The sequence below is a fragment of the Pseudomonas sp. MWU16-30317 genome (assembly GCF_020515695.1).
Lineage (GTDB): Bacteria > Pseudomonadota > Gammaproteobacteria > Pseudomonadales > Pseudomonadaceae > Aquipseudomonas.
Genome location: NZ_JAIWJA010000007.1, coordinates 317850 through 342351, shown reverse-complemented (window position 1 = coordinate 342351; position 24502 = coordinate 317850). Strand labels below are relative to the sequence as shown.

Genomic DNA, 24502 nt, shown 5'->3' with positions numbered 1-24502 from the left:
GACCGCCCGGCTAAGTGTGGAATACGAATGCAATCAACTGTTCAGTTGTCGTGCAAACGTCTGGTCAGTTGCGATGCAATCGCAGAGTCTACTCTCTGGAAGAGCAATATCTGAATAGCTATTCCTATGTTGATTCTATTCCTCGCGCTCTATTGATCCGTTCAGCTACCCGGTAAGCCGCTTCCAACTCTGAGCAGCCGTTCTCCTGCATCAGCGTCCAACGCTCGGCTTTTTCCTCGGGCTCGGTCATGGCCAGGGCGAGGTAAAGGCTGGGTGGCACGACCCGAAACAACGTTTCGAGCTTCTTCGATAGCACGACCCCCTCAGTGTATTTCCCCGGCTCCTTACTGGCGGAGAGCAACAAGGCTTTCTGCGCCGGCGTGAGTTTCTTGAAACGAGCAATCTCTTCGATTTCGGCCGGTGGCATGTTCAAACAAATCCACCATTCGATCATGTTGAGCATGGTCTGCGCAGCCGTTGGAAAATCGGCAAGGTTTTGCGTGGCGAGCCAGAACCAAGCGCCGAGCTTGCGCCACATCTTGGTCCCCTTGACCACGAATGGTGCCAGCAGCGGGTTCTTGGTGATGATATGGCCCTCGTCGGTGACCATGATGATCGGTCGGCCTAGATACTGGTCGCGCTCGGCAAGGTTGTTCACGGTGTTCATCAGGCTGATGTAGCTGATGGACATCTGTGCCTCGTAGCCTTCGCGCGCGTAAGTGGCGAGATCGACAATGGTCACATCGCTCTCGGACCAAGGCGTGCCCTCGCGATCGAACAGTTCACCCTCGAAACCCTGGCAAAACAGGTCGATGGACTCGCCCATTTCCTGGGCACGCTCGCGACGCTTCTCCGGCAAGTGCGGGTCGGCGGCGACGCGCAGCAACGCGTCGCGCACGTCGTGGGTCAGGACCTGGCGACCCGCCGCGACACAGGTCTGCGCCGCATCCAGAATGCACTCGCGGATCAAGCTGCGATCGGCCCGGCTCAGGCGGGCTTCTTCTTTGGCCTCGCCGCCGGTGATCATCAGCCGGGCGGTGATTTCCAGTTCACCGAGAACATCGCGCTGGTCCTCGCGGCTGGCTACCGCATCCTCGTCCCACTCATCGATCGACAGACTCGCCACTTGATCCGGTTGCTCGACCAGGCGCCAGGCATCGGCAAAGGGCGCAAGGCTGACCGAGGCGCCAGGTTTCAATTGGACCTTGTTGACCGACAGGCCTTGTGTGGCGAAGTAGTCGCCCTGCAAGCCGAATGAGTTGCCGGCCTCGACGATAAATAGGCGAGGGCGGTATACGGCCATGATCTGCATCAGTAAGGTGACCAGGGTCGCTGATTTGCCGGCGCCGGTGGGGCCAAACAACAACAGATGACCATTCATGGCCCGGTCCAGACGTGACAATGGATCAAAACTCAACGGCGAGCCACCACGATTGAACAGGGTGATACCCGGGTGGCCGGTGCCGGTGCTGCGGCCCCAGACCGGAACCAGGTTCGCTAAGTGCTGGGCGAACATTAGGCGGGTGTACCAGTTGCGCGTGTCGCGGGCCGGTTTGTAAGTCATCGGTAACCAACGCAGGTAACTGTTGCAGGCGGCGACCTCGTCGCCTTCCCGCACCGGCTGCAGCCCCGCACCCAGCAGCGCGTTGGCCAGGCTGACCGAGCGCTGGTGCAGTTGCTGTTCATCGTGACCGCGCAGGTAGAACGCCAGGGTGCCGCGGTACAGCTTGTGCTGGCGACCGATGATCGCACGAGCCTCTTCAACATCTTGGCGGGTTTGGGTCGAGGCCAGGTTTTCACCGATGGCTTTGCGCGCCAGGCGGTTTAATTGGTCCTCGAGTACGTCCTGCGGCTTGATCACCAGGGTCAGACTCATCACCGTGCCTTCGGGTAACTGGTCGAACAGCGCATTCACCGCGTCGCCCTTACGGGTTTCGCCGGTGAGCTGACCAATCAATGGGGCTCGGCGCAGTTTGTCGACCACCATCACCCGATGGGGCTGATCGTCGAAAAACCAGAGTCCGTGTTGCACATCCGAACGCGGTTCGTTGAAGAACAGCCGCTCGGCAAAGTCATGATCAAAGGGCAGTTCCAGCAATTCACCGTCGCCTGACTCCGGATAAGCCACGCGGCGGTAGAACGCCTCGGGCGCTTCATCGGTGAGCCTGGGTGCCGGATTGAACCAGGGCAATAACCAGGCATACAGACCTCGGCCATCGACTCGCGTTGAGTGCACCCCGCACGCCTGCAACGAAGCCGCGATACGCTCGCAAGCCTGTTGCAGGGATTGCACTGGATTGAGTCCTGTCTCCTCAGCGTCAGACTCAAGCCAGCGATAGACCACCAGGCGCACCCGGCGGTTACTGCCGCTCCAGGGTAGGCGTGTCACCACTTTATCCTCAAACAGACCGCCAGGCTTGGTGATGGCCTTTAGATGACGGCGGCTGAGCGCCAAATACGCCTCGGTGAAGACCGTACCTCGTGCTCTGTGTTGGATATAGTCGGTGAACCGGGTCAGGTAGGGGGTGAAATCGTTGTCGTCCTGGCAGAAAAACTGCGCCACCCAAGGCGCTTGATCCAGCTCATCAAAGCTGTCCTGCAGGGCATCCTCAAGGGCATCGCGGGCCGCCATCAACCAATCGGGTTCGCGCCCTTCAGTGCCGATGGGCAGCAACTCGAACACCGCACCCACCGAACGATTGTCATCGAGCAGAAAACACTGCTTGGTGTCGAGGTACTCGACCCACGGCAGGTGATCAGTGAAGCTGGGGTTGCGCGCATACAGAGAGGCTTCATCGGCCAAGGTGGCGCGCGGGCGCAATGGATTGCGCCAGGCTTTCCATGCAGAAGTGCGGTTGCCCGCATCGCTGGTACGCACTACAAGTCTTCCTGACGTTCGCCCGGCAATGCGTACTGCACACGCTGGTAGAACGGAAAGACGGTCGAGTAACCCGGGACCGGTGCCTGCTCGGTGCCGCTCAGATGCGGATACACGTACAGCACCAGATCGGGATTGGGCAGGCGAGGGAACAAATTGTGGATCTCGTTCGCCGCTGTGCGCGTGTACGGTTCCTGGAGAGAGGCGGGGAAATCTTCCTGGACCAGCGGACGGCGTAACTGCTGCCGAGCATCCAGCAGTTGCTGCTGAGTGCCTTGCGAACTGGCACTGTTCCAGATGTCCAGCATGCTTTGCTCGCCATGGGGCAGCAGCGTGTCCTTGTCGGTGGAACACCCCGCCAGGACACAGCAGAACACGCTAATCCAGGTCAGACGCAGAGGCATGGTCTCTTTCATGGCGAACGCTCCGGCCCTTGGGCTCGTAGTCGATGGTGATCTCTTGGTCGAGGTGCAGTGCGACCTGTGCGGCCGGAGGCACGTACACGGCAGCAAAGGCTTCGCCATACAGTTTGTTGACCCACTCGCGGATGTCGCTGACCCCACCACTGAGAATTGAATTCAGTGCGCTATTGCCACTGCTGCTGGTGACCCCGAGCGTACTGCCGTCCGAACTGATCACGCTGCTGTTGTTCTGCTCATCTCCGAGCAGAGCGGCGACACCGGCGCCGGCGGCAGTGATCAGGCTCTGGCTGCCGAGGTACTGCTGGGCGTTCGAGCGGCGCTCACCGGCGATACACGGGATGCCATACGGATCGGACAGGTAGCCGAGTCCGCCACGGATCTTGTCGGAGTTCGAACTCTGGGTGGTGGAGGCATTGCGGCTGGCGATCGCCTTCGGCTGAGGCACCGTGCGGATGGTGCCATCGGTAAACACAAAGGTGATTGACTCGACCTGACCACGCACACAGGACAGGGTCCAGTCACCGGACGCTGTGCCGGACATCACGGCACCCGCGATGTCCGGTAGGTCGATGCCGTTGGCCGTCAGGTTCTCCGGACCGACCAGCACCTTGAAGGGATAGGGGTCATTCACGGTGCCGTCCACTGGGACTCTGCCGATCAGCGCGGTCATGGCGACCGAACCCATCAATGTCGCGTTTTCGGGAATGGTGTAGATCGGCTTCGCGCCTTCGGTACGATCAACGGATCGCGTCAGGTCATGCTCACCCTGGGAGACGGCACGCAGCTGTTTCTGGCTGCGATCAATCGCGTTATCGTTCAAGCCCTCCAGTGAGTTGAAAGCGGTAGGCAGACTCAGTGCGGTGGAAGTCTTGGTTTTGCCTCGGGCGTCGGTGGACGGGGCATCCGAAGGTTCAATCCACTGCAGCGCATCATTGGCAGAGTGCTGCCCTTCAAACTGAGCACCGTCGCCGGCCTCAAGCCCCAATCCGATCGGCATGTCCTTGCCTTTGCCGGTCAGCCCTGACAACTGTTCCTGCAATTGCGTCAGCAGACCGCGAGCCTGACGACTGTCTTGTTCCGCTTTGAGTCGGGCCTCGTTGGCTTGTCGGCGGCCTTCGTCGACTTGCTGAGTCACACTGCCAAGCGCGGTCTGGATACGCGAATCGACACTATTTTCCCGCTCGCGCAGACGGTTGTTTTCCGTCTGCAGTGAGTCATTGTGTTTCTTCAAACCGAGCATATCGCTGCGCATGGCCTTCACCTGGCCGACCAGGGTGGCGACCGTGTCGCGCGGGGTATCACCCGCAATGCCGAGCGACTTGGCTTGCTCGGCGGATAACTGAATATTGCCCTGATCAACTGGGTGCTCTGGAGAGGGCGTGCTCCCACCCGCGACCCAGCTTTTCAGGATGATCAACACCACGGCCAGCAGCGCAGCCGGTACTAGCCATTTGAGCAAGGCGTTAGCTTTCATCGTCCTCACCTCGCGCGACGGGCGGGAGCAGCACGGCTTGTTCGAGGCCGGCACCGCGGGTGACGAGGTAGGCAATCGTAGTGTCTTCAGCACTGCCGACAGATCCGAGGAAAGCATGCTGGAACGCCGTGGCGAACAGCTTGGCCTGAAGTCGGCGCGGATCGAGGTGCACAGTCTCTGAACCACGATTGCGCAACTTCACCGCCGTCACCCAGTAATCACCGAGTCGCCAGGCGGCGATAGGTCTGCTGGACACGTTTTCGGTCGGCAGCAGGGTTGGCAGTTCAGTGCGCAGCTTGAGCGGGACGCGGCGTACACCGGGCAGGGACTCCACTGTGCGCAGAGGCGCGTACAGGCTTTGCGCGGCGTAGCGCGTCAAAGCGACCGGGATCGGTGTACGTTCTGGAACAGGGACGGTGCTCGATTCAGCCTCGGTAGCTTGCATCTGAGCATTCTTGAGAATACGCACGGGCTCCAGCGGTTGATCACCAGGCGTGGCCGCGATATCTAGCAGGATGATCTCGCCCGTCGCGACCGATTGCAGTTGCAGTCGGGTCGGGGCAATGGCATCCGACGCGCGCAGGTACAGCGTGCCGCCAGTTGATTGTACGCGCAGCTTACCTGTCAGGGTTGAGGGCACGCCGACTCGAACAGCCTCATCGACAAAGATCACTCGTTCCTGATTGATCACCAGTGGGACCGCGAGGGGGAGGCGTTCCCAGTGCATCAGCTCGACGGCCTGCGCTGCAGCTCCCCATAACATCAGTGCGACGGTGAGTCCCAGAGTAAAAATCCGCTTCATGGCTCACCTCCAGGCAGGGAGATTTTTTGCGGAGTGCCCTGATAACAGTCCAGTGCCAGCCCCCACTTGTTGCGTTCGGGGTCCAGGTCGAAACGCACCACGCGCAATGGATAACGCACCACCACCCGTTTCACCGGTTCGGCGGCGTAATATTCGTCGGCATTAAGGTCGAGCTTGACCAGCCAGCTGTCGCGATCGAGTTGCTTAACCCTGAGTTCTGGATCCTCGCTGTAACCTCGACCCAGAATTTCGTAGACACCACGCACCCGCTGGCGCAGTTCGCCGGCGGCCTTGCGGTACTCGTAGTCGCCGTCGAGGAAGGCCTTGCAGGCGGGTGTCAGGTAAGACTGCAAGCCATAGATGGCGCGGCGATAATCCTGCTCGCCATCCGAGGGCCAACGGTTGAGTTGGCCAAAGATGTACAGGGCAAAGGCATAGACATTCTCCGAGGGGATATCCCACCACTTGCGCGTGCTGCCCGAGCGCAGATCCGGGGGGACATGCACGGTCAGATCGGTCGGTGCTGAGCGCCAGCCGTACCAGAGTCCGGCGCAGACCAGGGCAAGGATCATTACGGCCAGACGCAGACTGAAGATATGGGCCTGTTGGGCATCCACCTTGTTCCGAAATCGGCTCATGGCTGCCACCGGGACAGGGCAGGACGCAGTCGACGCGAACGGCGAACCGTCCAGGCGCCGGAGTGGAGGATCAGACTGCCGCGACCCAAGCGCCAACGGCTGGCCAGTACCCATTCAAGCTTGCGGTACAGCCAGGTCTCGGGGCGGGCTCGTTTGGCCCGACGCAGTACTGTGCCACCGGCCAATAACACCACGGCCATGCTTGCGATCATGCTGGTCGGCGCCACGGCAATGGAGGCGGTGGCGATCGCCAGAGGAACGCCCTGCAGCAGACCAATGACGGCGCCGGCACCGAGTGCCATCCACATCTCATCATTGGTCAAACCGCGTAAAACGGCGGGATCTCGATTGAGTCGCTCGGGCAGAAAAACCAAGGTGCCATCGCCAAGGCGTTCGATAGTGTCGTTCATGCCAACCTCACAAAATCGCGGCAGCCTTGGTCAGGAACCAGATGATGATCACTACCAGCAGGGCGCCGATGCCAACCACCGCGCCGAGGTCTTTCCAGGTCTTGCGCTGGTTCTGCACGTCGGCATAGACGGTCAGCGAGTGCCAGGCCACCCCCAAGAAAGCGAGCAGGGCGATCAGCAGACCGAGCAGGATCCCGCCGTCATAGGCGTAGTTTTTGATCGTCTCGATCAACCCGGAACCTTCGCCGCGAGAGGGGGCTTCCATAGTGGGGAGCTCGGCGAAAGCTAGGCTCGGACCAAGCACCAGCAGCAGACCGATCAGGCGCTGACTGGCACGATCACGCAGGTTGTTTTTCAGGGGGACAAGGCACTTGAGCATGACGGCGATCTCCTGGGTTAGGATAGGGTGAAGAACATCAGGACCAACAATGCGAGCAGCACGCGCGCGGCGCTGCCGCTAAACGCGCCGAAGCGCACACTGCCTGTCGCCCATCCCCGGTAAGCCGTCCACAACACCCAGGCGCACCAAAGCAATGCCAGAACGAGAACCAGGGATAGCCAGAGCGTTGAACTGCTCTGCGGGGAGAAACCGGATGCGTTTTGGAACGCTGAGGTTTGGGCGTCAGTCATGCTCATGGCGAAGGCTCCGCGGGCGGAGTATCGAGGCGGTAATCGCCAGTTATTTCATTGGAGTCACGAGGCTGGGCGCGGGACGGGGACAAGTAACCCTGCACACCTCGACGGATACGCTGGATGTCCTGAGTCAGGCGGGGATAGTCGAAGCGATAGCGTTCGTTTGGCTCAGCTGTACTGGTTGCCTCAGCTCGCGTCGCAAGGTGTTCGAGAGTGTCAAGTTGCTCTTGGACCAGGCTGAGCTGATCCTGCTCATGAGCCGAGGCGGCATAGCAGATGCCATCGACGACAGCCAGCGAGAGTAGTAACAAGCAGCGAAAGACGGTAGTTAGCATGATGCGGGCCCATATGGATATGGGAGCAGAGTCAAGTCAAAGGTCGAATTCTTCAGTAAGAAACCTGAGGTCGGATAAATCGCTTTCTCTGGGGGAGATACTGGAGATGAGAGCTTACAGCTATGTGGCCCTTCAACCTTTGGATAGTGGTTGGGGCATTAGGGCGACTCCACTCTCAATGAGTTTCGTTGATGACGATATCGTTCGCCTGGCACTTAGGCTTGCAGGCTGAAACGGCAATGCGCTTGATGAACCAATTCTTAGGTGCCTCTACCAATTCAAGGAAAGGGCGTATCGCCGAAATAAGCGACCAGCTTGTCAGCCAAGCAGCGTTAAAAAACTTCCAGCCGGAGTCGCTTCACAAGGATAAGTACGAGATGTTAGCTGTGCATTTTGGCGCTCGCCCCTCGAAAAGCTTCGCGAAGCTGTTGGTCAGTGAGTGACGTGCAAGCTTGGTCGCTCCCGGCGAGGAATGAAATTGTTCCGAACTGGAATCATGCATAAAAAGTGGTAGAGAGACATAAGTGTTGCTGCCCAACAGCGCCTCAAATTTCGAGCAGATGAGCAAAAGCGCCGGAGATGATGCGAGTCCCCAAACGGACTATTGAGCATCATCCCATCGAGACGCTCAAGCAATGTGTACTGCGCCGTCAGGATGTAAAACGCGAGCCAGAATACCGATTGAGAAACCAATCCATAATGTCAAAAAACTCTATTGCTCAGAAATAGGCATCACCCTAATTGGCGATGCCTGCATGAGCAAATGAGCAAGTCGTGGCGACATCGCCATAACGATTGAGACCAATTCATCGATGCGACGATGTCGATGGGTAAGCCAATCAGATGGTGAGAAGCGAACTGCCATCCATTTCTGAAGGAATAGGCAAGCTCAGCATCTGCAATAAAGTCGGAGCGATATCGCACAGTCGACCGTTCTTCAGCCCCACACGATCATGCAGCTCACTAACCAATATCAGGGGAACAGGGTTCAACGTGTGAGCCATGTGTGCCTGACCAGACTCTAGGTCGAGCATTTGTTCGACGTTGCCGTGGTCGGCCGTGATCAAACATTCGCCTCCTACTGAGAGCGTAGCCTCAACCACTCGGCGCAGACAGTCATCAAGCACTTCCACAGCCTTGACTGCGGCATCAAATGAGCCAGTGTGCCCCACCACGTCGCCATTGGCGTAGTTAAAAACGATCAGATCGAATGTGCCTCCGGCAATAGCGTTGACCAGATGATCTGTCAGCAGCGGTGCACTCATTTCAGGCTGGAGATCGTAGGAGGCAACATCAGGCGAGGGAATCAGGATTCGCTCTTCACTTGCGAAAGGCTGCTCTCTGCCACCGTTGAAGAAGAACGTGACATGGGCGTACTTCTCCGTTTCGGCAATCCGTAGTCGTCTCTTTCCGAGAATTGCCAAATGTTCGCCCAGGCTGTTGCTGATGACCTCAGGAGCGAACGCACATGGGCAGTCCAACTCTCCGGAATACCGGGTCAACGTCAGCAATCGATCCGTTGGCAAAACAAAACGCCGTTCAAAGGCGTCGAATTCAGGCATTGATCAATGCTTGGGTCAACACCCTTGCACGATCAGGTCGAAAGTTCATGAAGATCATTGCGTCATCGGGGCCGACACTGACAGGTGCGCCAATCGTAGTCGGCTTGACGAACTCATCCGATTCCCCGCGTTCGTAAGCCGCTGACAAGGCCTCAGAAGCGGTTGCCGCTTGATGTTCAGCATCCGCCGAAACAATCAGGCGGTAAGCTGCTTCGATCCGAGGCCAGCGGTTATCGCGATCCATTGCATAATAACGACCGACCAACGGGACAATCCGTCCAGCGCCCAAGCGAGCGAGTTCACTCTCCAAGGCATCCAGCGATGTCTGCGCACTCTTGGGCGGCGTATCTCGGCCATCTAGAAATCCGTGCACATAGACTTTTTCGACACCTTCCTCAACGAGGCAACCGCATGCCGCGACAATCTGATCGATGTGGCCATGAACACCTCCGGGGGAAAGCAAACCCAAGACGTGCACAGCTCCATCGTGCGTTTTTATTCCCTGGAGTAGTTCCAGCAACGCTGGGTTGCTAGTGAACTCGCCATCCGCGAGCGCTTAATCAATTCGGGTCAGGCTCTGGTACACCACCCGACCTGCTCCTAGGTTCATATGGCCTACTTCGGAATTCCCCATCTGACCTTGAGGAAGGCCAACTGCCAGACCTGATGTTTCGATCTGGCTGTTCGGATAGCGCTCAAGCTGCGCATCGAATGTAGGTTTTCTGGCCGCTGCAAATGCGTTCGACTCAGTCGCCTGACGAATGCCGACACCGTCGAGAATAATCAAAGAGCGCGTAGTCATCGTTCCCCCTAGAAGATGTAGTCGGTAGTCAAGAAACTCGACTCACGATTACGGATGATGTTGCTGACCAGTTCTTTGTTGCTCTCCTGGAACTTGGTGGCAACCAGCGTACGGATGGAAAACACCCGCAACGCGTCATAGACCGATAGTGTGCCTTCGGCAGAGTTTTTGCGGCCATTAAAAGGAAAGCTGTCCGGACCACGCTGACATTGCGCGTTAATGTTGATACGGCCTACCTGGTTGGCGAATGCATCGACCAGACGACCAACTTGTGCGGAGTCTTTGCCGAAAATGCTCAGTTGCTGGCCAAAATCGGAGTCGAGGACGTAATTGATGACGGTTTCCAGATCACGGTAAACCACTACCGGCACCACGGGCCCAAACTGCTCTTCGTGATACAAACGCATCTCGGAGGTCACCGGGTACAGCAACGCCGGGTAGAAAAATGTTTCGCAGACTTCCCCCCCTCCGGCATTTACCATTTTGGCGCCTTTGCTGACGGCATCGGCCACAAGCCCCGTTAGAAAATCAGTCTTGCCTGGTTCTGGTAGTGGAGTTAACGCCACCCCAGCTTCCCAAGGCATCCCCGGTTTCAGCTGGGCAAGCTTCTGCTGAAACTTATCTAGGAAGGCATCAACGACCTTTTCATGAACGAAGAAAATTTTCAGTGCAGTGCAGCGTTGCCCGTTGAACGACAGTGAGCCGGTAACGGCCTCAGAAACGGCGTTTTCCAGATCAACATCGGGCAGGACGATACCGGGATTCTTGGCATCCAGGCCGAGTGCAGCACGCAGGCGATGCGGCTTCGGATGCAGTTTTTTAAGGTCACTGGCGGTTTTGTGTGTGCCAATGAATGCGAAGACATCGATCTTGCCACTGGCCATTAAGGCGCTGACGGTGTCGCGGCCGCTGCCGAAGATGATGTTGATAACCCCGCTCGGGAAGCTGTCACGAAACGCTTCCAGCAACGGTCGGATCAGCAACACACCGAACTTGGCGGGTTTGAACACCACGGTATTGCCCATGATCAACGCCGGGATCAGTGTGGTAAACGTCTCGTTGAGCGGGTAGTTGTAAGGGCCCATGCACAACGTTACACCCAGCGGAACCCGGCGGATTTGTCCCAAGGTGTCTTGTTCAAGTTCGAAACGGCTGGAACGGCGATCCAGTTCCTTCAGGGCGTTGATGGTGTCCACAATGTAATCGCAGGTGCGATCAAACTCTTTCTCCGAATCCTTGAGATTTTTACCAATCTCCCACATCAACAACTTCACAACCGCCTCACGTTGCTCACGCATGCGTTTGAGGAAAGCCTCGACGTGGCGAATACGCTCGACCACGCGCATTGTCGGCCAGGTTCCTTGACCACGATCGTAAGCCTGCACCGCAGCATCCAATGCGGTCATGGCCGTCTGTGCATCCAAGAGCGGTGTACTGCCCAAAATGACGGACTCGTGCCCCGACTCTATTTTCAGCGACACAGGGCTGCGGACTGGCGCCAACGCCCCGTCCCACAATCGCAGCTCACCATTGACGAGATACTCTCGCTGCTCAATGGCTGGACCTGGGCGGTATTCTGCAGGAATTTCATCAGCACTTGGAAACAGTGCTTTCAGACGATTATTCAACGTCATTTTTCATACCTCTGTGCTTGCAATAGGCGTAGGCCGATAGCAGTGATCTGACACCCTGCGCCTACTCATTCAAAACAACTCAATTTGCAGAAAAGCTCAGGCTGCTGTCTTGTCTTGCGCTGCCGAGCAAATTGCTACGAAGGACATAGCATCCAGAGAAGCACCGCCGATCAAACCACCATCGATGTCGGGCTGGAGGAACAACTGCTCTGCGTTATCCGCCTTCACGCTGCCACCGTACAAAATCAGGCAATCTGCACGAGCAGCGTGAGTCTGGGTAGCCAGCCACTGTCGGATGTGTCGATGCACCGCTTGCGCCTGCTCAGGCGTCGCCGTTTCGCCGGTACCAATGGCCCACACCGGCTCATAAGCAATCACGCCTTTCACCAAATCATCGACGCCTACGGCATTCAGCACTGCACTCAACTGTAAGGTGACGATGGCTTGTGTTTCCCCCGCCTGGCGCTGAGCGAACGTCTCGCCAACACACAGAACCGGAATGAGCCCTGCTCGCAGTGCAGTCGAGAACTTCTTGGCCACAAGCGCATCATCTTCGTCATACAGTGCGCGACGCTCCGAATGCCCGACCAACACAAAGCGGCAGCCAATATCGTAGAGCATGTGCGCGCTGACTTCGCCCGTATGAGCACCTGCCAGCTCAGCGCTGAGGTTCTGTGCACCCAACGCAACCTCTGAATCATCGAGCAAATCTGCGACGGCACTGAGATAGGGATACGGTGGGCAAAGTGCGATTTCAACGTTTTTAAAGCGCGAGATCACCGGCAACACGCTACGCAACAACGACGCGTTGGCAGCACTACTACCATTCATTTTCCAGTTGCCGATTACCATTTTTTTCCTGTTTGAAGAGGTCTGCATGGCTCAAGCTTTCCTCTTCATGAGATCGGTAGCGTTGTAAGGCGCTCGATCCTGCAACGCTTCTTCGATGCGCAACAGACGGTTGTATTTGCCAACTCGATCGGAGCGGCTGAGAGAACCTGTCTTGATCTGCCCTGCGCAAGTGGCGACGGCGAGATCGGCAATAGTGGTGTCTTCGGTTTCCCCTGACCGGTGGGAGATCACCGCGGTGTAACCAGCATTTTGAGCCATGCGTATCGCGTCCAGCGTCTCGCTTAGCGTGCCGATCTGGTTGAACTTGATCAGGATGGAATTACCGATTCCTTTTTGAATTCCCTCGCGCAGGATTTTGGTGTTGGTGACGAACAAATCGTCTCCGACCAATTGCAGGTGACCGAGTTTTTTGGTCAGACCGGCCCAGCCGTTCCAATCACTTTCGTCCATCCCGTCTTCAATGGAGATAATCGGGTACTTTTCGCAAAGCATTGCCAGATAATCGGCGAAGCCTGCCGAATTAAATGCCTGGTCTTCACCGGCGAGCACATATTGACCGTCCTCGTAGAACTCAGAAGCAGCACAATCGAGAGCCAAGGTAATGTCCTTACCCAACTCGTAACCCGCATTGCTCACCGCTTCCTTGATAACGATCAGTGCTTCTTCATTGGAGGCAAGCGAAGGGGCAAACCCACCTTCATCCCCCACCGCAGTACTCAAGCCTCGTTCCGACAGAACCTTCTTCAAGGAATGGAACACCTCGGCGCCCATGCGAAGCCCTTCACGGAACGAAGTTGCTCCGACGGGCTGGATCATGAACTCCTGAATGTCGATGTTGTTATCGGCATGCTCACCACCGTTGATGATGTTCATCATGGGAACCGGCATGCTGAACTTGCCTGGCGAGCCGTATAGCTCGGCCAAGTGTTCGTACAAGGGAATGTTCTGGATCTTGGCAGCCGCTTTGGCGGTCGCCAGTGACACGGCGAGAATCGCGTTGGCTCCCAGGAGACTCTTACTCTCGGTTCCATCCAGCGCAATCATGACGTTGTCGATTTCGCGCTGGTTCAGAGCATCAAGCCCAATAAGGCACTCGCGAATGGGGTTGTTAACATTCTCGACCGCTCGCATTACACCTTTTCCCATGTAGCGCGATGCGTTGTCTCGCAATTCGAGCGCCTCACGTGAGCCGGTCGAAGCACCAGAGGGTACGCTGGCGGTAGCAATGACTCTATTCGCGAGTGTTACCACTGCTTCGACAGTCGGATTTCCTCGCGAGTCCAGAATCTCCCGAGCCGTGACTTGTTGAATAAGGCTCATTTTATCAAGCATGGTTTTCCCCCTTCGGATGGGGCGGAGCCGAAGCATCGTCGCTTTGGAACTTCAGCAACTCCTGCTGCTCCGCGTACTGCTCACGAAAATCGAAATCTCTTGGCCACGATTCGCGATCACGGGTACTCGTCGTGTCGTGGTCTATTGAATTGATCACTCTCATCAATGCTCCCTCACTCAGCGAATAGCTTCACCGACGCACACCACTCGTAGAGAATTAGTGCCACCCTGCGCGTTGGCGTAGTCGCCTTTCGTGATTAGCACGTGATCGCCAGCCTTTACGACGCCACGTCGGGTCAATTCCGCAACGGCCTTCTCATTCACCAACTCAGGGGTGAAATCATCGCTGTCGAACGGAATGGTGGTGACACCACGGAAAAGCGCGACTCGGTTCTGGGTAGCCAGGTTGCGAGAGAACGCGAAAATGGGCAGGTGTGAGCGAATGCGCGACATCAAACGAGGGGTATCGCCGCTTTCCGTCATGCAGATGATAGCTTTGACGCCATGCAAATGGTTCGCTGCGTACATGGCCGACATGGCGATGGATTCGTCAATCTTGTGGAATACATGATCGACACGATGCTTGGAGCGATGGGATTGAGGATGTTTTTCGGCACCGATAATGATCCGATGCATGGCCTCAACTGTCTCGACGGGATAGGCACCGGCTGCGGTTTCAGCGGAGAGCATCACCGCATCGGTACCATCAAGCACGGCATTGGCTACGTCAAAGACTTCAGCCCGAGTCGGCATCGATTGAGTGATCATCGACTCCATCATCTGAGTCGCCGTGATCACTACTCGATTCAGTGCACGAGCACGGTCTATAATCAGTTTTTGCACGGCAACCAATTCAGCGTCGCCAATCTCAACACCCAAATCGCCGCGAGCGACCATTACGCCTTCTGATGCTTCGATTATCGCATCCAGAATACGTAGGTCATTTACAGTTTCCGCTCGCTCAATTTTGGCGATTAAACCTGCCTGCCCTCCTGCCTCATGCAGTAGTCGACGTGCCAACTCCATATCGGAGGCATCTCGCGGGAATGAAACCGCCAAGTAGTCCACCTGCATTGCTGCGGCAGTCTTGATATCTTCAAAATCCTTTTCAGTTAGCGCCGAGGCCGACAACCCCCCACCCTTTCGGTTGATCCCTTTGTTATTCGAAAGTGGCCCGCTGACCAGTACTTCGCAAATCAATTGCGTCGCCTGGACTCTCAGGACCTTGAGCTCAATTCGCCCATCATCGAGCAGCAAAATGTCGTCCGGACAGCTGTCGGTAATCAACGCTTCGTAATCGATTCCGACCCGCTGCTTATCCCCTGCATTCTTGTCAAGGGAAGCGTCGAGTACGAACTGCTGTCCCTTGTCGAGGGATATTTTTCCTTCCGCGAAACGAGCGATTCGAATTTTTGGACCTTGCAGATCAGCCAGTACCGCTACAAATCGGCGATGTTTAGTAGCCAACTCACGTACCAATCTGGCACGGGCGATGTGGTCTTCGGCCTTGCCGTGGGAGAAATTCAGACGCACGACATCCACGCCTGCTTTGACTAACCCCTCGATGGCTTCGAATGATTCGGTTGCCGGCCCCAATGTAACCACAATTTTTGTTCTGCGTTGCATGACAGCCACCACTTCAAACACCTTCGTATGAATAGCGCCCCGTATAAATCCGAAGCCCTGCAACGCTAACCCATTGAAGGTGGCGAGGGCCTTTAAACAATTTAAAGGGCGCTATGGATTTCCCGGGGTGATCAACGATCGAAGCTTTCCAAGGCCGATATAATGGCCTTAGTCCAGATAGTCACTGCGTAGGCACCGGGATCCACGTGCCCCAGAGCTCGTTGACCGATATACGAAGAGCGACCTTTTAGGGGCATCATATTCCGTGTTTCTTCCGCACCCTTCGAGGCGGCGGCGTCCGCTTTTTTTGCAACGTCCAAAGCCTCAAGCTCATCGGCGCATGCATGCAAAGCCAAGGCTGTTGGCAATAGCGCATCCAACATCGTCCTGTCGCCAAGACTGGCATTTCCGAGGTTGACGATTCCTTCGCAGCCCGCCTGGAAGGCGTTGGCCCAGCTTGACGCAGCGTTCAGATTACCGGTCCCGGATAATGCAACTCCGGCCCGTAAAACAAAGACCGCATACAAGGGGCCGGACGTACCACCCAATGCACGGCGCAGAATGGCCGAAATTTGTTGGAGAGCAATTGCAGGCCGTTCAAGGTCCAGGGTGCCGAGTGAATCTTCAATTGCGCGTGCGCCGCGGGCCAGGCTGATACCTATGTCGCCATCACCGACCACGGAGTCCAGCTCCGTCAAGACTTCCTCCTGTTGGCGTAAGGCTAGGGCGACCGACTGCAGAATGCTCTTGAATTGCCTGGCATTGTCGGAGGACCAGGTGCCTCCAATCGAAGCGGATTCTGCAACGGGACCTCTACAAGGCTGACGCGAAATGGTCCGGGCCGGTTCTGTCATTCCGTGCCAAGCCGTCGCTTCAGTAGGCGCTTGCAGACGCAACATAAGGGGGTCATCGACACGCATAAGGGAAATCGAGCAACCCGCCATTTCCAGTGCGGTGAGAAAGGTGCCGACCATGACCCCTTCTACCTTGATCCCGTGCTCAATGCATCCCAAGAGTGCCCGACGGGCGACAATGTCCAACTCCTGTGCAGGTGTGGCACCCAGGTTATTGACCATTAGCACCACGCGCTCATCCGCCTGCAAACGCCCTTGGGCAATAATTCTGTCCAACAGCGTCTTAACCATTTCATCGGCACGCTGGATAGGACCTCGGCGTACGCCGCTTTCGCCGTGGATACCAAGACCATACTCAACTTCGTCGTCTTCGATTTTGAAGCCAGGTTTACCGGCGGCCGGTACGGTACAGGCGCTTAAGCCCAAGCCCATGCTGAACAGCCCGGCGGCGGCTTTTTCAACTTCACTCTTCACCTGAGAGAGGGAAAGCCCGGCTTCGGCGGCGGCACCCGCCACTTTATGAATAAATACAGTGCCTGCAATGCCTCGACGACCAACCAAACCGCCATCATTGTCCAAGGCGACGTCATCACCCACCACGACCATCTCAACCTGGACGCCCGCGGTACGAGCAATTTCCGCGGCCAGACCGAAGTTGAGTCGATCGCCAGTATAGTTTTTGATGATTAGCAACACGCCAGCAGAGCCAGCGACAGCCATAATTGCGCTTAGAACTGCGTCCACGCTCGGCGAGGTAAATACGGGCCCGGCGACCGCCGCGGTGAGCATGCCATGCCCCACGTAACCTGCATGAGCAGGCTCGTGACCCGCTCCGCCACCCGAAACAATACTTACCTTATTGGCAGCTGCAAGCGCCTGAAAGTCTCTACGGACTACGATGTTTTCACCTTCCAGGAGCATTAGATTCTGGTTGGCCAACACAGCGCCTTCCAGCATGTCCTCGACGACGGAATTTGGGTCATTGATGAGTTTTTTCATGGAGGTTATCCGGTTGACTGTCACTCACCTGGTTATGCCGATCCGGGGAACTACGTAGGCAGTCGCCGGGCAGAGCAATCACCAGAGGTGACCAATTTTTTATTAGTCGGCGGGCTCAACAAACCACTGCTGATCCTGCAGATACCTTAAAGCGATGCAAGCTTGAGCATGGCAAGCTGCATCGACCAACGACATCCGCTGCAAAGCTAGCCACAGCGCGCGATGAGGACTGGAAAAAACGCCTACTACTCGACTCAAGGTTCGTGCAGCGTTCGAATTGAGACAGGATCATGTTCGAACTTGCCATCGCCAAGAGATCTAAAGGATATCTCCACAGCCAATCAACGTATCGCCGAACGCAACAATGACGCATTTAATTTAGAAAAACAAATCATTTTAGGTGAAAACACCATCATTCAGTCATCATCTCCTTCGGACCTACTGTCTACCTACGTAAACTCCTGGGCAACCGGATCGTTCCAGGGCGGGTCATCGACGTGGATGTGCCACCTGCGAAACGAGGGTGAGCTTTGCTGTGAGGCAGGACGCGCCGCCAATCGTGGGCTGATCGGCTAGGCCGCAGTGGCGCCCGAGCACGAGCTACTCAGACAGCCGCTTCACCCAATCCACCCGACGACTCTCGACTTGACCGGTATCTGATCTATATCAGCCAAACAAGCGCCCTCCAAAAAATCAGATCCGCGCGATTGTATTTGATGACGAATGATGTAATATCAAAAAACTAAGCCATCATTTCACGTGAAAGGTAGCGGCTTGAAAGCCCTAGCAGTCGCAGCATGCACTGTGGGGCTGATGGAGGCGCAGGAAAGTAGTAAAGGCATCACCAGGATAGTGAGCGCATTGCCTCCTCGTCTTTAGAACAACTGGGATGAGGTAGCGACCAACGGCGATTTTCTTATGTGAAGCCTTGCTGAGCAGGCTATGGAAGTGAAACATGGCATGTGGTCAATGCGAGACATGCTTGTTAAGAAAGGGATTGCATAATTTCTCGGTGAGCGGTCGCTTGGCTGCCTTTCAGTCGTGCGTCAACAGATGACGAAGTCACTCCAAGGATAAAAAAAATAATGAAAAAATTTATCAACAACGTCGACGATTTCCTCGTCGAAACCCTATCTGGCTTCGCGTCTGCACACTCGGACCTTATCGCCCTGAACTTACAGCCGACATACCTTGAACGCAAGGTCCTGACCCCTGGCAAAGTGGCCCTTGTTTCGGGTGGAGGATCCGGTCATGAACCCCTTCATATCGGCTTTATCGGCCGCGGCATGCTGGATGCTGCGTGCCCTGGCGAAGTGTTTACCTCGCCCACCCCTGACCAGATGATGGCAGCTGCTCAAGCTGTCGATACCGGCGCGGGCGTTCTATTCATTGTGAAGAATTACTCCGGCGACTTGGTCAATTTTGAAATGGCATCCGATATGTCCGATTTGGCAACGGCCACGGTACTGATCAATGACGACGTTGCTGTAGAAAACTCAAGCTACACGACCGGTCGGCGTGGTTTGGCCGGTACCGTCATCGTGCAGAAACTAGTCGGAAGCCTAGCCGAAACTGGAGCGGATCTGGAGCACTGCAAAGCGTTTGGGGACCGAGTCAACAAGAATACGGCATCATTGGGTGTTGCTCTGACAAGTTGCATCGTCCCGGAAGCAGGAACCACCACATTCGAAATCGGTGACGATGAAGTCGAAATCGGTGTGGGCATACATGGCGAACCTGGGCGTCGTCGCGACAAACTGATGTCTGCAGACGCCATTACTGCCGAGCTACTGGAAGCCATTTGCAATGATCTACAACCCGCTCAGGGTTCTGAAGTGTTGCTGATTGTCAACGGACTCGGCGCTACCCCCCTCAGCGAACTCTATCTGCTCTTCAACTGCGCACAGAAGTGGCTCGACAAAAAAGGGCTGTCAGTGAGCCGCTCGCTTGTTGGTAACTATACGACTGCTCTCGAGATGGCTGGCGCATCGTTCACGCTTTGCATATTGGATGAGATGACCAAGGAACACTGGGACAGTCCTGTGCACACCGCTGCGTTGCGATGGGGTGCTTAGGCTTTTAACCCAGCTCCTCTCCGTAAAAGTATATGGCGCCTTCGAGTAAAAACTCATTAGCGCTAGAGATATTTAAACCCGTAAAACAACAACAATATTGGAGATATCGACATGACATCCTTGCTTGGAGAATTCATCGGAACCGCACTGCTCGTGCTTCTCGGTAACGGCGTCGTTGCTAGTGTGATATTGGCTCGCTCGAAGGCGCTAGGCGGTGGCTGGCTCCTTATCACGGTTGGCTGGGCAATGGCTGTATTTATCGCGGTATTCTGCGTTGCACCTTACAACAGCGGCGCGCATCTCAATCCAGCGGTAACTGTCGCACTCGCCATGACTGGCAGGTTCCCTTGGGCCGAAGTTCTTCCCTATATCGGTGTACAAACAGTTGGCGCGGCGTTTGGCGCATTGCTTGTCTGGGCCGCGTACTACAAACAGTTTGGCGAGACCGAGGATGCAGGTACAAAGCTCGCTGCATTTTCTACCGGCCCCGCAGTGCGTAACCTCCCTGCAAACATCATATCGGAAGCGGTAGCCTCGTTCGTTCTTGTCTTCGGCATTCTGCAACTGGCGAGTGCCAGTATCGGGCTTGGCGCACTGGATGCCTTGCCTGTTGCGTTACTGGTGATGGGAATAGGCGCATCTCTCGGTGGGGCAACAGGTTTTGCCATTAATCCAGCCCGCGACCTCGGGCCTCGCATCTTGCATGCGCTGTTACCGATCCAGGGTAAGCAAGGAAGCAACTGGAGTTATGCCTGGGTCCCGGTGGTGGGTCCGCTCGTAGGTGGTGCGATGGCGGCCCTGCTGTACGAAGTGCACATTTAGAAATTGGTAAATGGCGGCATTTCCATGCATCGTTGCGCTCCCCACTTGATCAGTTCCTGATGGGGGGCTGCGATGCTGTCGCGCCACACGATGGTGTTATATTTGAAGATTCATCATTTCCACATCAGCCCACGAAAGTCCGAACGAAGACAGCTAGCGTTTCGATCACTTTCAGGCCGAATAACCGAAGCCTTTTAATGAAAATGCAACCAATCGACAAATCCCTCTCAACCCCGACAAAGCAGGGGGACTGATGGCAGCCACTCGAGTGAGCATTGCCCGGCTTGCTGGCGTGAGCGTGGCAACAGTCGATCGGGTCATTCGCAACGACTCTGCGGTCCGTCCAGAAACTGTCGAGCGTGTCCAAGCTGCTTTGGACAGTTTGCGTAATACCCGAGCCAGCCGAGGACGACCCGCCAAACACACGTCCATAAAAGTAGCGTTCGTTGTGCCTGTAATCAGGTCAAAATTTGTCGACAAGGTTGAACGTGATATTGCCCTCTCAGCCAGCTTCTTTAGAGAGCACCGGATTACGCCATCCTTCTACCGTTGTGATTTCTCCGATAATTTGAAGACCGCACAACTCTCAGAGTCCTTGCGCGGATATGACTCGGTCGTGCTTTTACCACTGGATTATCCGTGGGTGGATCAGTTCATCGACACGTGTTGCGAGGTAGGAATACCGGTGATAACGGTTTTTTCGGATCGACCGGCGAGCCGACGCGCACTGTTTCTAGGCGCTGACAACCGGATGATGGGGAGAACCGCTGGATTGCTGATGGGCAAGTTCACTGCAGGCAGATCTGGCACCGTCATCATTCTGTCTGATTCATCACGTCTTCCGGACCAGAGCGAACGCAGGACCGGTTTCGAACAAATTCTGGAAGAGGATTTCAAACATTTGCGCTGGGCGGTGGAACCCGACTTCCCCACGGATGACGAAGAAGCCTATGTAGCGTTAAGAGACGCGCTTCCCCGCTACTCCAACGTTACCGGGGTCTATGTAACACGAGATGGCGCAGCAGGTGTGGCAAAGGCGTTGAAAGACTTGCCCGCAGAACCACCGATCGTATTCATCGGGCACGGCATTTCTGACTCGACACGTGCATTACTGACGGCTGGCGGGATGGACGTAGTACTTGATCAGGACGCCCGCGGGGTGGTGCATGCCGCAGGACTTGCTGCGCTCAATCTGGTTAATGACGTCCGTGGCTTGGCGGGCTCTGTTAGACAACCCATCCAAATCTACTTCCGTGAAAATGCGAATGCTTGAAGATTGAGGCCTGAACTCGCCCTAGAAATTTCACTGTCATAGGAACGATGAATACACAACCGCCTCGCCACCACTGGCAAGTGTTTCATAACACGAAACACCTCGGCAGCTCCCCTCTAACTCCTTGGGGCAGCCCATAAAAAGTGAAACAGCCGGTTCATTCTCGCGGACCGGCCTCGCCGACGTTTTGGAGAGCGCGTCAACTAAGATTGATTTTAAACTTAGAGCCTGCTTAACGCGCCAAGTCTAACTAAAAACAAGACATAAAGATCACTCGTCTAATCAGATACAGTCGTTGCTGGCGAATGCCTTCCAAACTTTGACAAGCTTGAACAATATTGGAGTGATACCTCAGCCAACAGCAATAAACTTTCTTACTGCTAAAAATAAGCCTTTTACAAATAAGGCCGATCAAACCAACAACATAGAAGGCGATATTATGAGTGCATTTAGAACAATTCAGACTCGCTATACTTTTACATTGATTTTTTTCATCATTTCTATCGTTGCACTAACTGTCGTCGGAATAAAGCTTTTCATAACACCGCAATTGATGACGACTGACCAGGAAGTATTGATCGCCAAGGTTGAGGAAATCAGCAATAAAATCACCATGGAATTGTCTAAGGTACAAGCACAGTCGCGCAGTATCACCCAAGCCACAACGGTGTTAGACAGCGACACCATAGATAAGGTACTACCGGCCTTACTTGATCAGTACGGCGATATAAAAGTTGTTGGTGGAGGCATCTGGCCGCTTCCCCAGAAGCGCACTCCTGGCCGAGAAAAGCACAGTACGTTTTACGTACGCGATGCTTCGGGAGAGATGATCGCCAACCACTTTTGGAATACCCCTGAGTCCCCGCTATACTTTAACCAACCGTGGTACCAAGGTGGTGTGCAGGCTCTGCGAGGGCAGTGCGGATGGTCAGCAGCCTTTAATGATGCCGCCAGCCCAGAACCGCGCACTGCCTGCGCCATGACCATCTTCAAAAATAATGAGGTATATGGTGTTTCAACAATAAATGTCACTTTGAACTTCTTCAATCAACTGGTCGCAGATAAAGAAAAAGAGATCAGCGGTCATGTTATGGTGGTTGAATCCGATGGCACGATCCTTAGCAATGAGTCGAGTGGAAACAGTAATATTGTACTGAAGAACGTTTCCGACCTGGCTGGTAAATCGCCGTTCATCGCAACGATTCAGTCTGCCCTGAAAGCCCCACCAAAGGGCTCAGAGCTGGTCCAGAACCACTACATAGGAACAGAGGGGGAGGACCGCACATTCCTTCTGACCAGAATATCCGGCACGCCCTGGTTACTGGCCGCTTCGCAGCCAACTCGTCTTTTGACCGCGCATGGAGATGCCTTACTCAGGACCTTGACCATGCTCCAGGTACCAGTGGTGCTCTTGTTGTTACTGCTGATGGTATTCGCTTTAAAGAAACTGATTAATCGCCTAGCGATTTTGAAGTCCAACATTGACTCTTTATCAGCTGGTAATGCTGATTTGACTCGGCGAATTCCAGTCAAGGGACAGGATGAAGTGGACGACGTGGGGAAATCCGTCAATCGCTTTATTGCTTACTTGAGCGATATGATCAGCGACGTATCCAGCGCCACAGAGCAGATTTCCGATGAGATCGCTCTACTCAAGCAACAATCGCAACACTCCAACGAAATTCTCGCGCAACACGCTTCGCAAACAGACCAAGCAGTAACAGCGGTCACCGAGATGAGTGCAACTGCCGAATCTGTTGCCAAGAATGCTAGCGACACGGCGAGTTTTACACAGCAGGTCAACGAGCACGCCAGGACATCCAAGCTCGTAGTGCAGGAGGCCTCTTCCAGTGTCCTCGCCCTTATCGGTGAAGTCGAAAGTGCCACGGCAAAAGTCCGGTTGATGGAGCAAGACACGAACCGCATCAATGATGTGCTGAGCGTGATTGGCGAAATCGCAGGCCAGACCAACCTCCTTGCGTTGAACGCGGCGATCGAGGCGGCTCGTGCTGGCGAGCAAGGGCGGGGGTTCGCCGTTGTGGCAGATGAAGTACGGGCCTTGGCAGGACGTACTCAAAAGAGCACTTCTGAAATCAATGAGATGCTCTTGCGCCTTCAACAGGGTGTAAGCGCGGCTGTCAACGCTATGGATAAAACTAAAATCAGTTGCCAGATCACCGCCGACAAGACGACCAAAGCCCACTCCGACCTAGATAAGATGGCAAGTTCAGTTACTGATATCAGCGATCTCAGCAATCACATCGCTACCGCAGCCGAGGAACAGAGCGCGGTGTCCGAAGAGATAAACCACAATATGGTTTCAATACGGCAGATAGTCGAAAAATTGGTCGCAAACGGTGAGAGCGCTAATCGCAGCACTGACATGCTGCAAGACTCTAATAATCGCCTCATCTCACTCGTAAATCGCTTCAAGACTCATTAATCGATAGTGCCCAGAAAACTCGGCCGGTGGTGATCTTGTACCTCACAAGATGACGTTATAATTACTAAAATTAACCCTTGGTTCAGACCGGCCGAGCAATAAGAAGGGGGAAGCTGAAGGTCAAAAGTTGTAAGCGCGAAAGTCTTACAAGATTACAACAACCCTTCCGTAATCCTCAGATCTCGATGGCCAAACAGACCCTCGAAGTAATGGCATCAGAGACGCTGTCAGTAGTAGATGAAAAAATAGTCATGCTGAAGATGGTCATTGCAAGGCTCACAAATTCTCCCACTGCTTTGCTGTCTTCTGAATATTTTAGTGACCTCGGCGATAATAGCCGCAGGAAGACCGCGAGGCGGGGCATCGCTGAGCATTGCGAGCAGGAAGCAAATGGGCGAAGTTTTGCATGAGGATTTTCGCGAAAAATGGGATGTAGCTAGCGCTATGAGAACGCGTTGGACTGACTTTGATAAGCCCACCTATGACGCATACATCAGGGCTATCAAAGTCCTGCAAGGAGGGTGCTCGCTCTGGGCGGTAGAAGAGTATTGGAGGATAGGCAACCGGCAGTAAGGCTGCGGCCACCAAACACGCGCGTTGTCATATCGACTGAAAAAAACATTAGCACTTGTGTTG

The 24502-nt window shown here is 55.2% G+C and carries 19 protein-coding genes and 1 pseudogene; 5 read left to right on the top strand and 15 right to left on the bottom strand.

Features of this window, described 5'->3' with window-relative positions; all coding sequences use genetic code 11:
- Positions 1 to 124 precede the first annotated feature (124 nt).
- From LIX93_RS20785 to LIX93_RS20745, 9 genes are read right to left on the bottom strand one after another with little or no spacing between them, the layout of a single operon-like run.
- A complete protein-coding gene (locus tag LIX93_RS20785) occupies positions 125 to 2878 on the bottom strand; it encodes a conjugative transfer ATPase (RefSeq protein ID WP_226505935.1) in 2754 nt (917 codons plus the stop codon).
- On the bottom strand, positions 2878 to 3294 hold the full coding sequence (locus tag LIX93_RS20780) for a TIGR03751 family conjugal transfer lipoprotein (protein WP_226505934.1): 417 nt from the start codon (positions 3292 to 3294) through the stop codon (positions 2878 to 2880). Before LIX93_RS20780 ends, LIX93_RS20785 begins: the two co-directional genes overlap by 1 nt.
- Complete coding sequence (locus tag LIX93_RS20775; RefSeq protein WP_226505933.1) at positions 3257 to 4774, bottom strand: TIGR03752 family integrating conjugative element protein; 1518 nt, start codon at positions 4772 to 4774, stop codon at positions 3257 to 3259. The genes LIX93_RS20780 and LIX93_RS20775 overlap by 38 nt, the downstream gene beginning before the upstream one ends.
- On the bottom strand, positions 4764 to 5576 hold the full coding sequence (locus LIX93_RS20770; RefSeq protein WP_226505932.1) for a TIGR03749 family integrating conjugative element protein: 813 nt from the start codon (positions 5574 to 5576) through the stop codon (positions 4764 to 4766). Before LIX93_RS20770 ends, LIX93_RS20775 begins: the two co-directional genes overlap by 11 nt.
- Positions 5573 to 6214 (bottom strand): PFL_4703 family integrating conjugative element protein, encoded by a 642-nt coding sequence (locus LIX93_RS20765; RefSeq protein ID WP_016978885.1) that lies wholly within the window; start codon positions 6212 to 6214, stop codon positions 5573 to 5575. Before LIX93_RS20765 ends, LIX93_RS20770 begins: the two co-directional genes overlap by 4 nt.
- Positions 6211 to 6624, bottom strand: coding sequence for a TIGR03750 family conjugal transfer protein (locus LIX93_RS20760; RefSeq protein WP_226505931.1), 414 nt, complete (start codon positions 6622 to 6624; stop codon positions 6211 to 6213). Before LIX93_RS20760 ends, LIX93_RS20765 begins: the two co-directional genes overlap by 4 nt.
- Positions 6625 to 6631: 7 nt before the next feature.
- Positions 6632 to 7003: a TIGR03745 family integrating conjugative element membrane protein gene (locus LIX93_RS20755; protein ID WP_003174125.1), complete on the bottom strand. Its 372-nt coding sequence runs from the start codon at positions 7001 to 7003 to the stop codon at positions 6632 to 6634.
- Positions 7004 to 7020: 17 nt separating this feature from the next.
- On the bottom strand, positions 7021 to 7260 hold the full coding sequence (locus tag LIX93_RS20750; RefSeq protein WP_226505930.1) for a TIGR03758 family integrating conjugative element protein: 240 nt from the start codon (positions 7258 to 7260) through the stop codon (positions 7021 to 7023).
- The gene (locus LIX93_RS20745) at positions 7257 to 7592 is read right to left on the bottom strand and encodes an RAQPRD family integrative conjugative element protein (protein WP_226505929.1); all 336 of its coding nucleotides are present in this window, start codon (positions 7590 to 7592) and stop codon (positions 7257 to 7259) included. Before LIX93_RS20745 ends, LIX93_RS20750 begins: the two co-directional genes overlap by 4 nt.
- 191 nt (positions 7593 to 7783) lie before the next feature.
- Here LIX93_RS20745 and LIX93_RS20740 point away from each other — a divergent pair, with 191 nt between their 5' ends.
- Entirely contained in the window at positions 7784 to 8035 is a 252-nt protein-coding gene (locus LIX93_RS20740) for a hypothetical protein (RefSeq protein ID WP_226505928.1), read from the top strand.
- Between the two features lie 396 nt (positions 8036 to 8431).
- Here LIX93_RS20740 and gpmI read toward each other — a convergent pair.
- From gpmI to dhaL, 6 genes and pseudogenes are all read right to left on the bottom strand, one after another.
- A pseudogene (gpmI, locus tag LIX93_RS20735) lies at positions 8432 to 9956 on the bottom strand (2,3-bisphosphoglycerate-independent phosphoglycerate mutase).
- Between the two features lie 8 nt (positions 9957 to 9964).
- Positions 9965 to 11590 carry an NADP-dependent glyceraldehyde-3-phosphate dehydrogenase gene (locus tag LIX93_RS20730; protein ID WP_226505927.1) on the bottom strand — a complete coding sequence of 542 codons (1626 nt, stop codon included), beginning with the start codon at positions 11588 to 11590 and terminating at the stop codon, positions 9965 to 9967.
- Positions 11591 to 11686: 96 nt separating this feature from the next.
- Entirely contained in the window at positions 11687 to 12469 is a 783-nt protein-coding gene (gene tpiA, locus LIX93_RS20725) for a triose-phosphate isomerase (protein ID WP_226505926.1), read from the bottom strand.
- A 3-nt stretch (positions 12470 to 12472) separates the two neighbouring features.
- Entirely contained in the window at positions 12473 to 13762 is a 1290-nt protein-coding gene (gene eno, locus LIX93_RS20720; RefSeq protein WP_226505980.1) for a phosphopyruvate hydratase, read from the bottom strand.
- Positions 13763 to 13951: 189 nt separating this feature from the next.
- On the bottom strand, positions 13952 to 15400 hold the full coding sequence (gene pyk, locus LIX93_RS20715; RefSeq protein ID WP_226505925.1) for a pyruvate kinase: 1449 nt from the start codon (positions 15398 to 15400) through the stop codon (positions 13952 to 13954).
- A 131-nt stretch (positions 15401 to 15531) separates the two neighbouring features.
- A complete protein-coding gene (gene dhaL / locus LIX93_RS20710) occupies positions 15532 to 17253 on the bottom strand; it encodes a dihydroxyacetone kinase subunit DhaL (RefSeq protein ID WP_226505924.1) in 1722 nt (573 codons plus the stop codon).
- Between the two features lie 1085 nt (positions 17254 to 18338).
- Between dhaL and dhaK the strand changes: the two genes are divergently transcribed.
- The 4 genes from dhaK to LIX93_RS20690 all read left to right on the top strand — a co-directional run bounded on the left by dhaK (position 18339) and on the right by LIX93_RS20690 (position 23866).
- Positions 18339 to 19328, top strand: coding sequence for a dihydroxyacetone kinase subunit DhaK (dhaK, locus tag LIX93_RS20705; RefSeq protein ID WP_226505923.1), 990 nt, complete (start codon positions 18339 to 18341; stop codon positions 19326 to 19328).
- A 111-nt stretch (positions 19329 to 19439) separates the two neighbouring features.
- Positions 19440 to 20150, top strand: coding sequence for an MIP/aquaporin family protein (locus LIX93_RS20700; protein WP_226505922.1), 711 nt, complete (start codon positions 19440 to 19442; stop codon positions 20148 to 20150).
- A 253-nt stretch (positions 20151 to 20403) separates the two neighbouring features.
- On the top strand, positions 20404 to 21423 hold the full coding sequence (locus LIX93_RS20695) for a LacI family DNA-binding transcriptional regulator (protein ID WP_226439355.1): 1020 nt from the start codon (positions 20404 to 20406) through the stop codon (positions 21421 to 21423).
- 439 nt (positions 21424 to 21862) lie between these two features.
- The gene (locus LIX93_RS20690) at positions 21863 to 23866 is read left to right on the top strand and encodes a methyl-accepting chemotaxis protein (RefSeq protein ID WP_226505979.1); all 2004 of its coding nucleotides are present in this window, start codon (positions 21863 to 21865) and stop codon (positions 23864 to 23866) included.
- Positions 23867 to 24502: the final 636 nt, after the last annotated feature.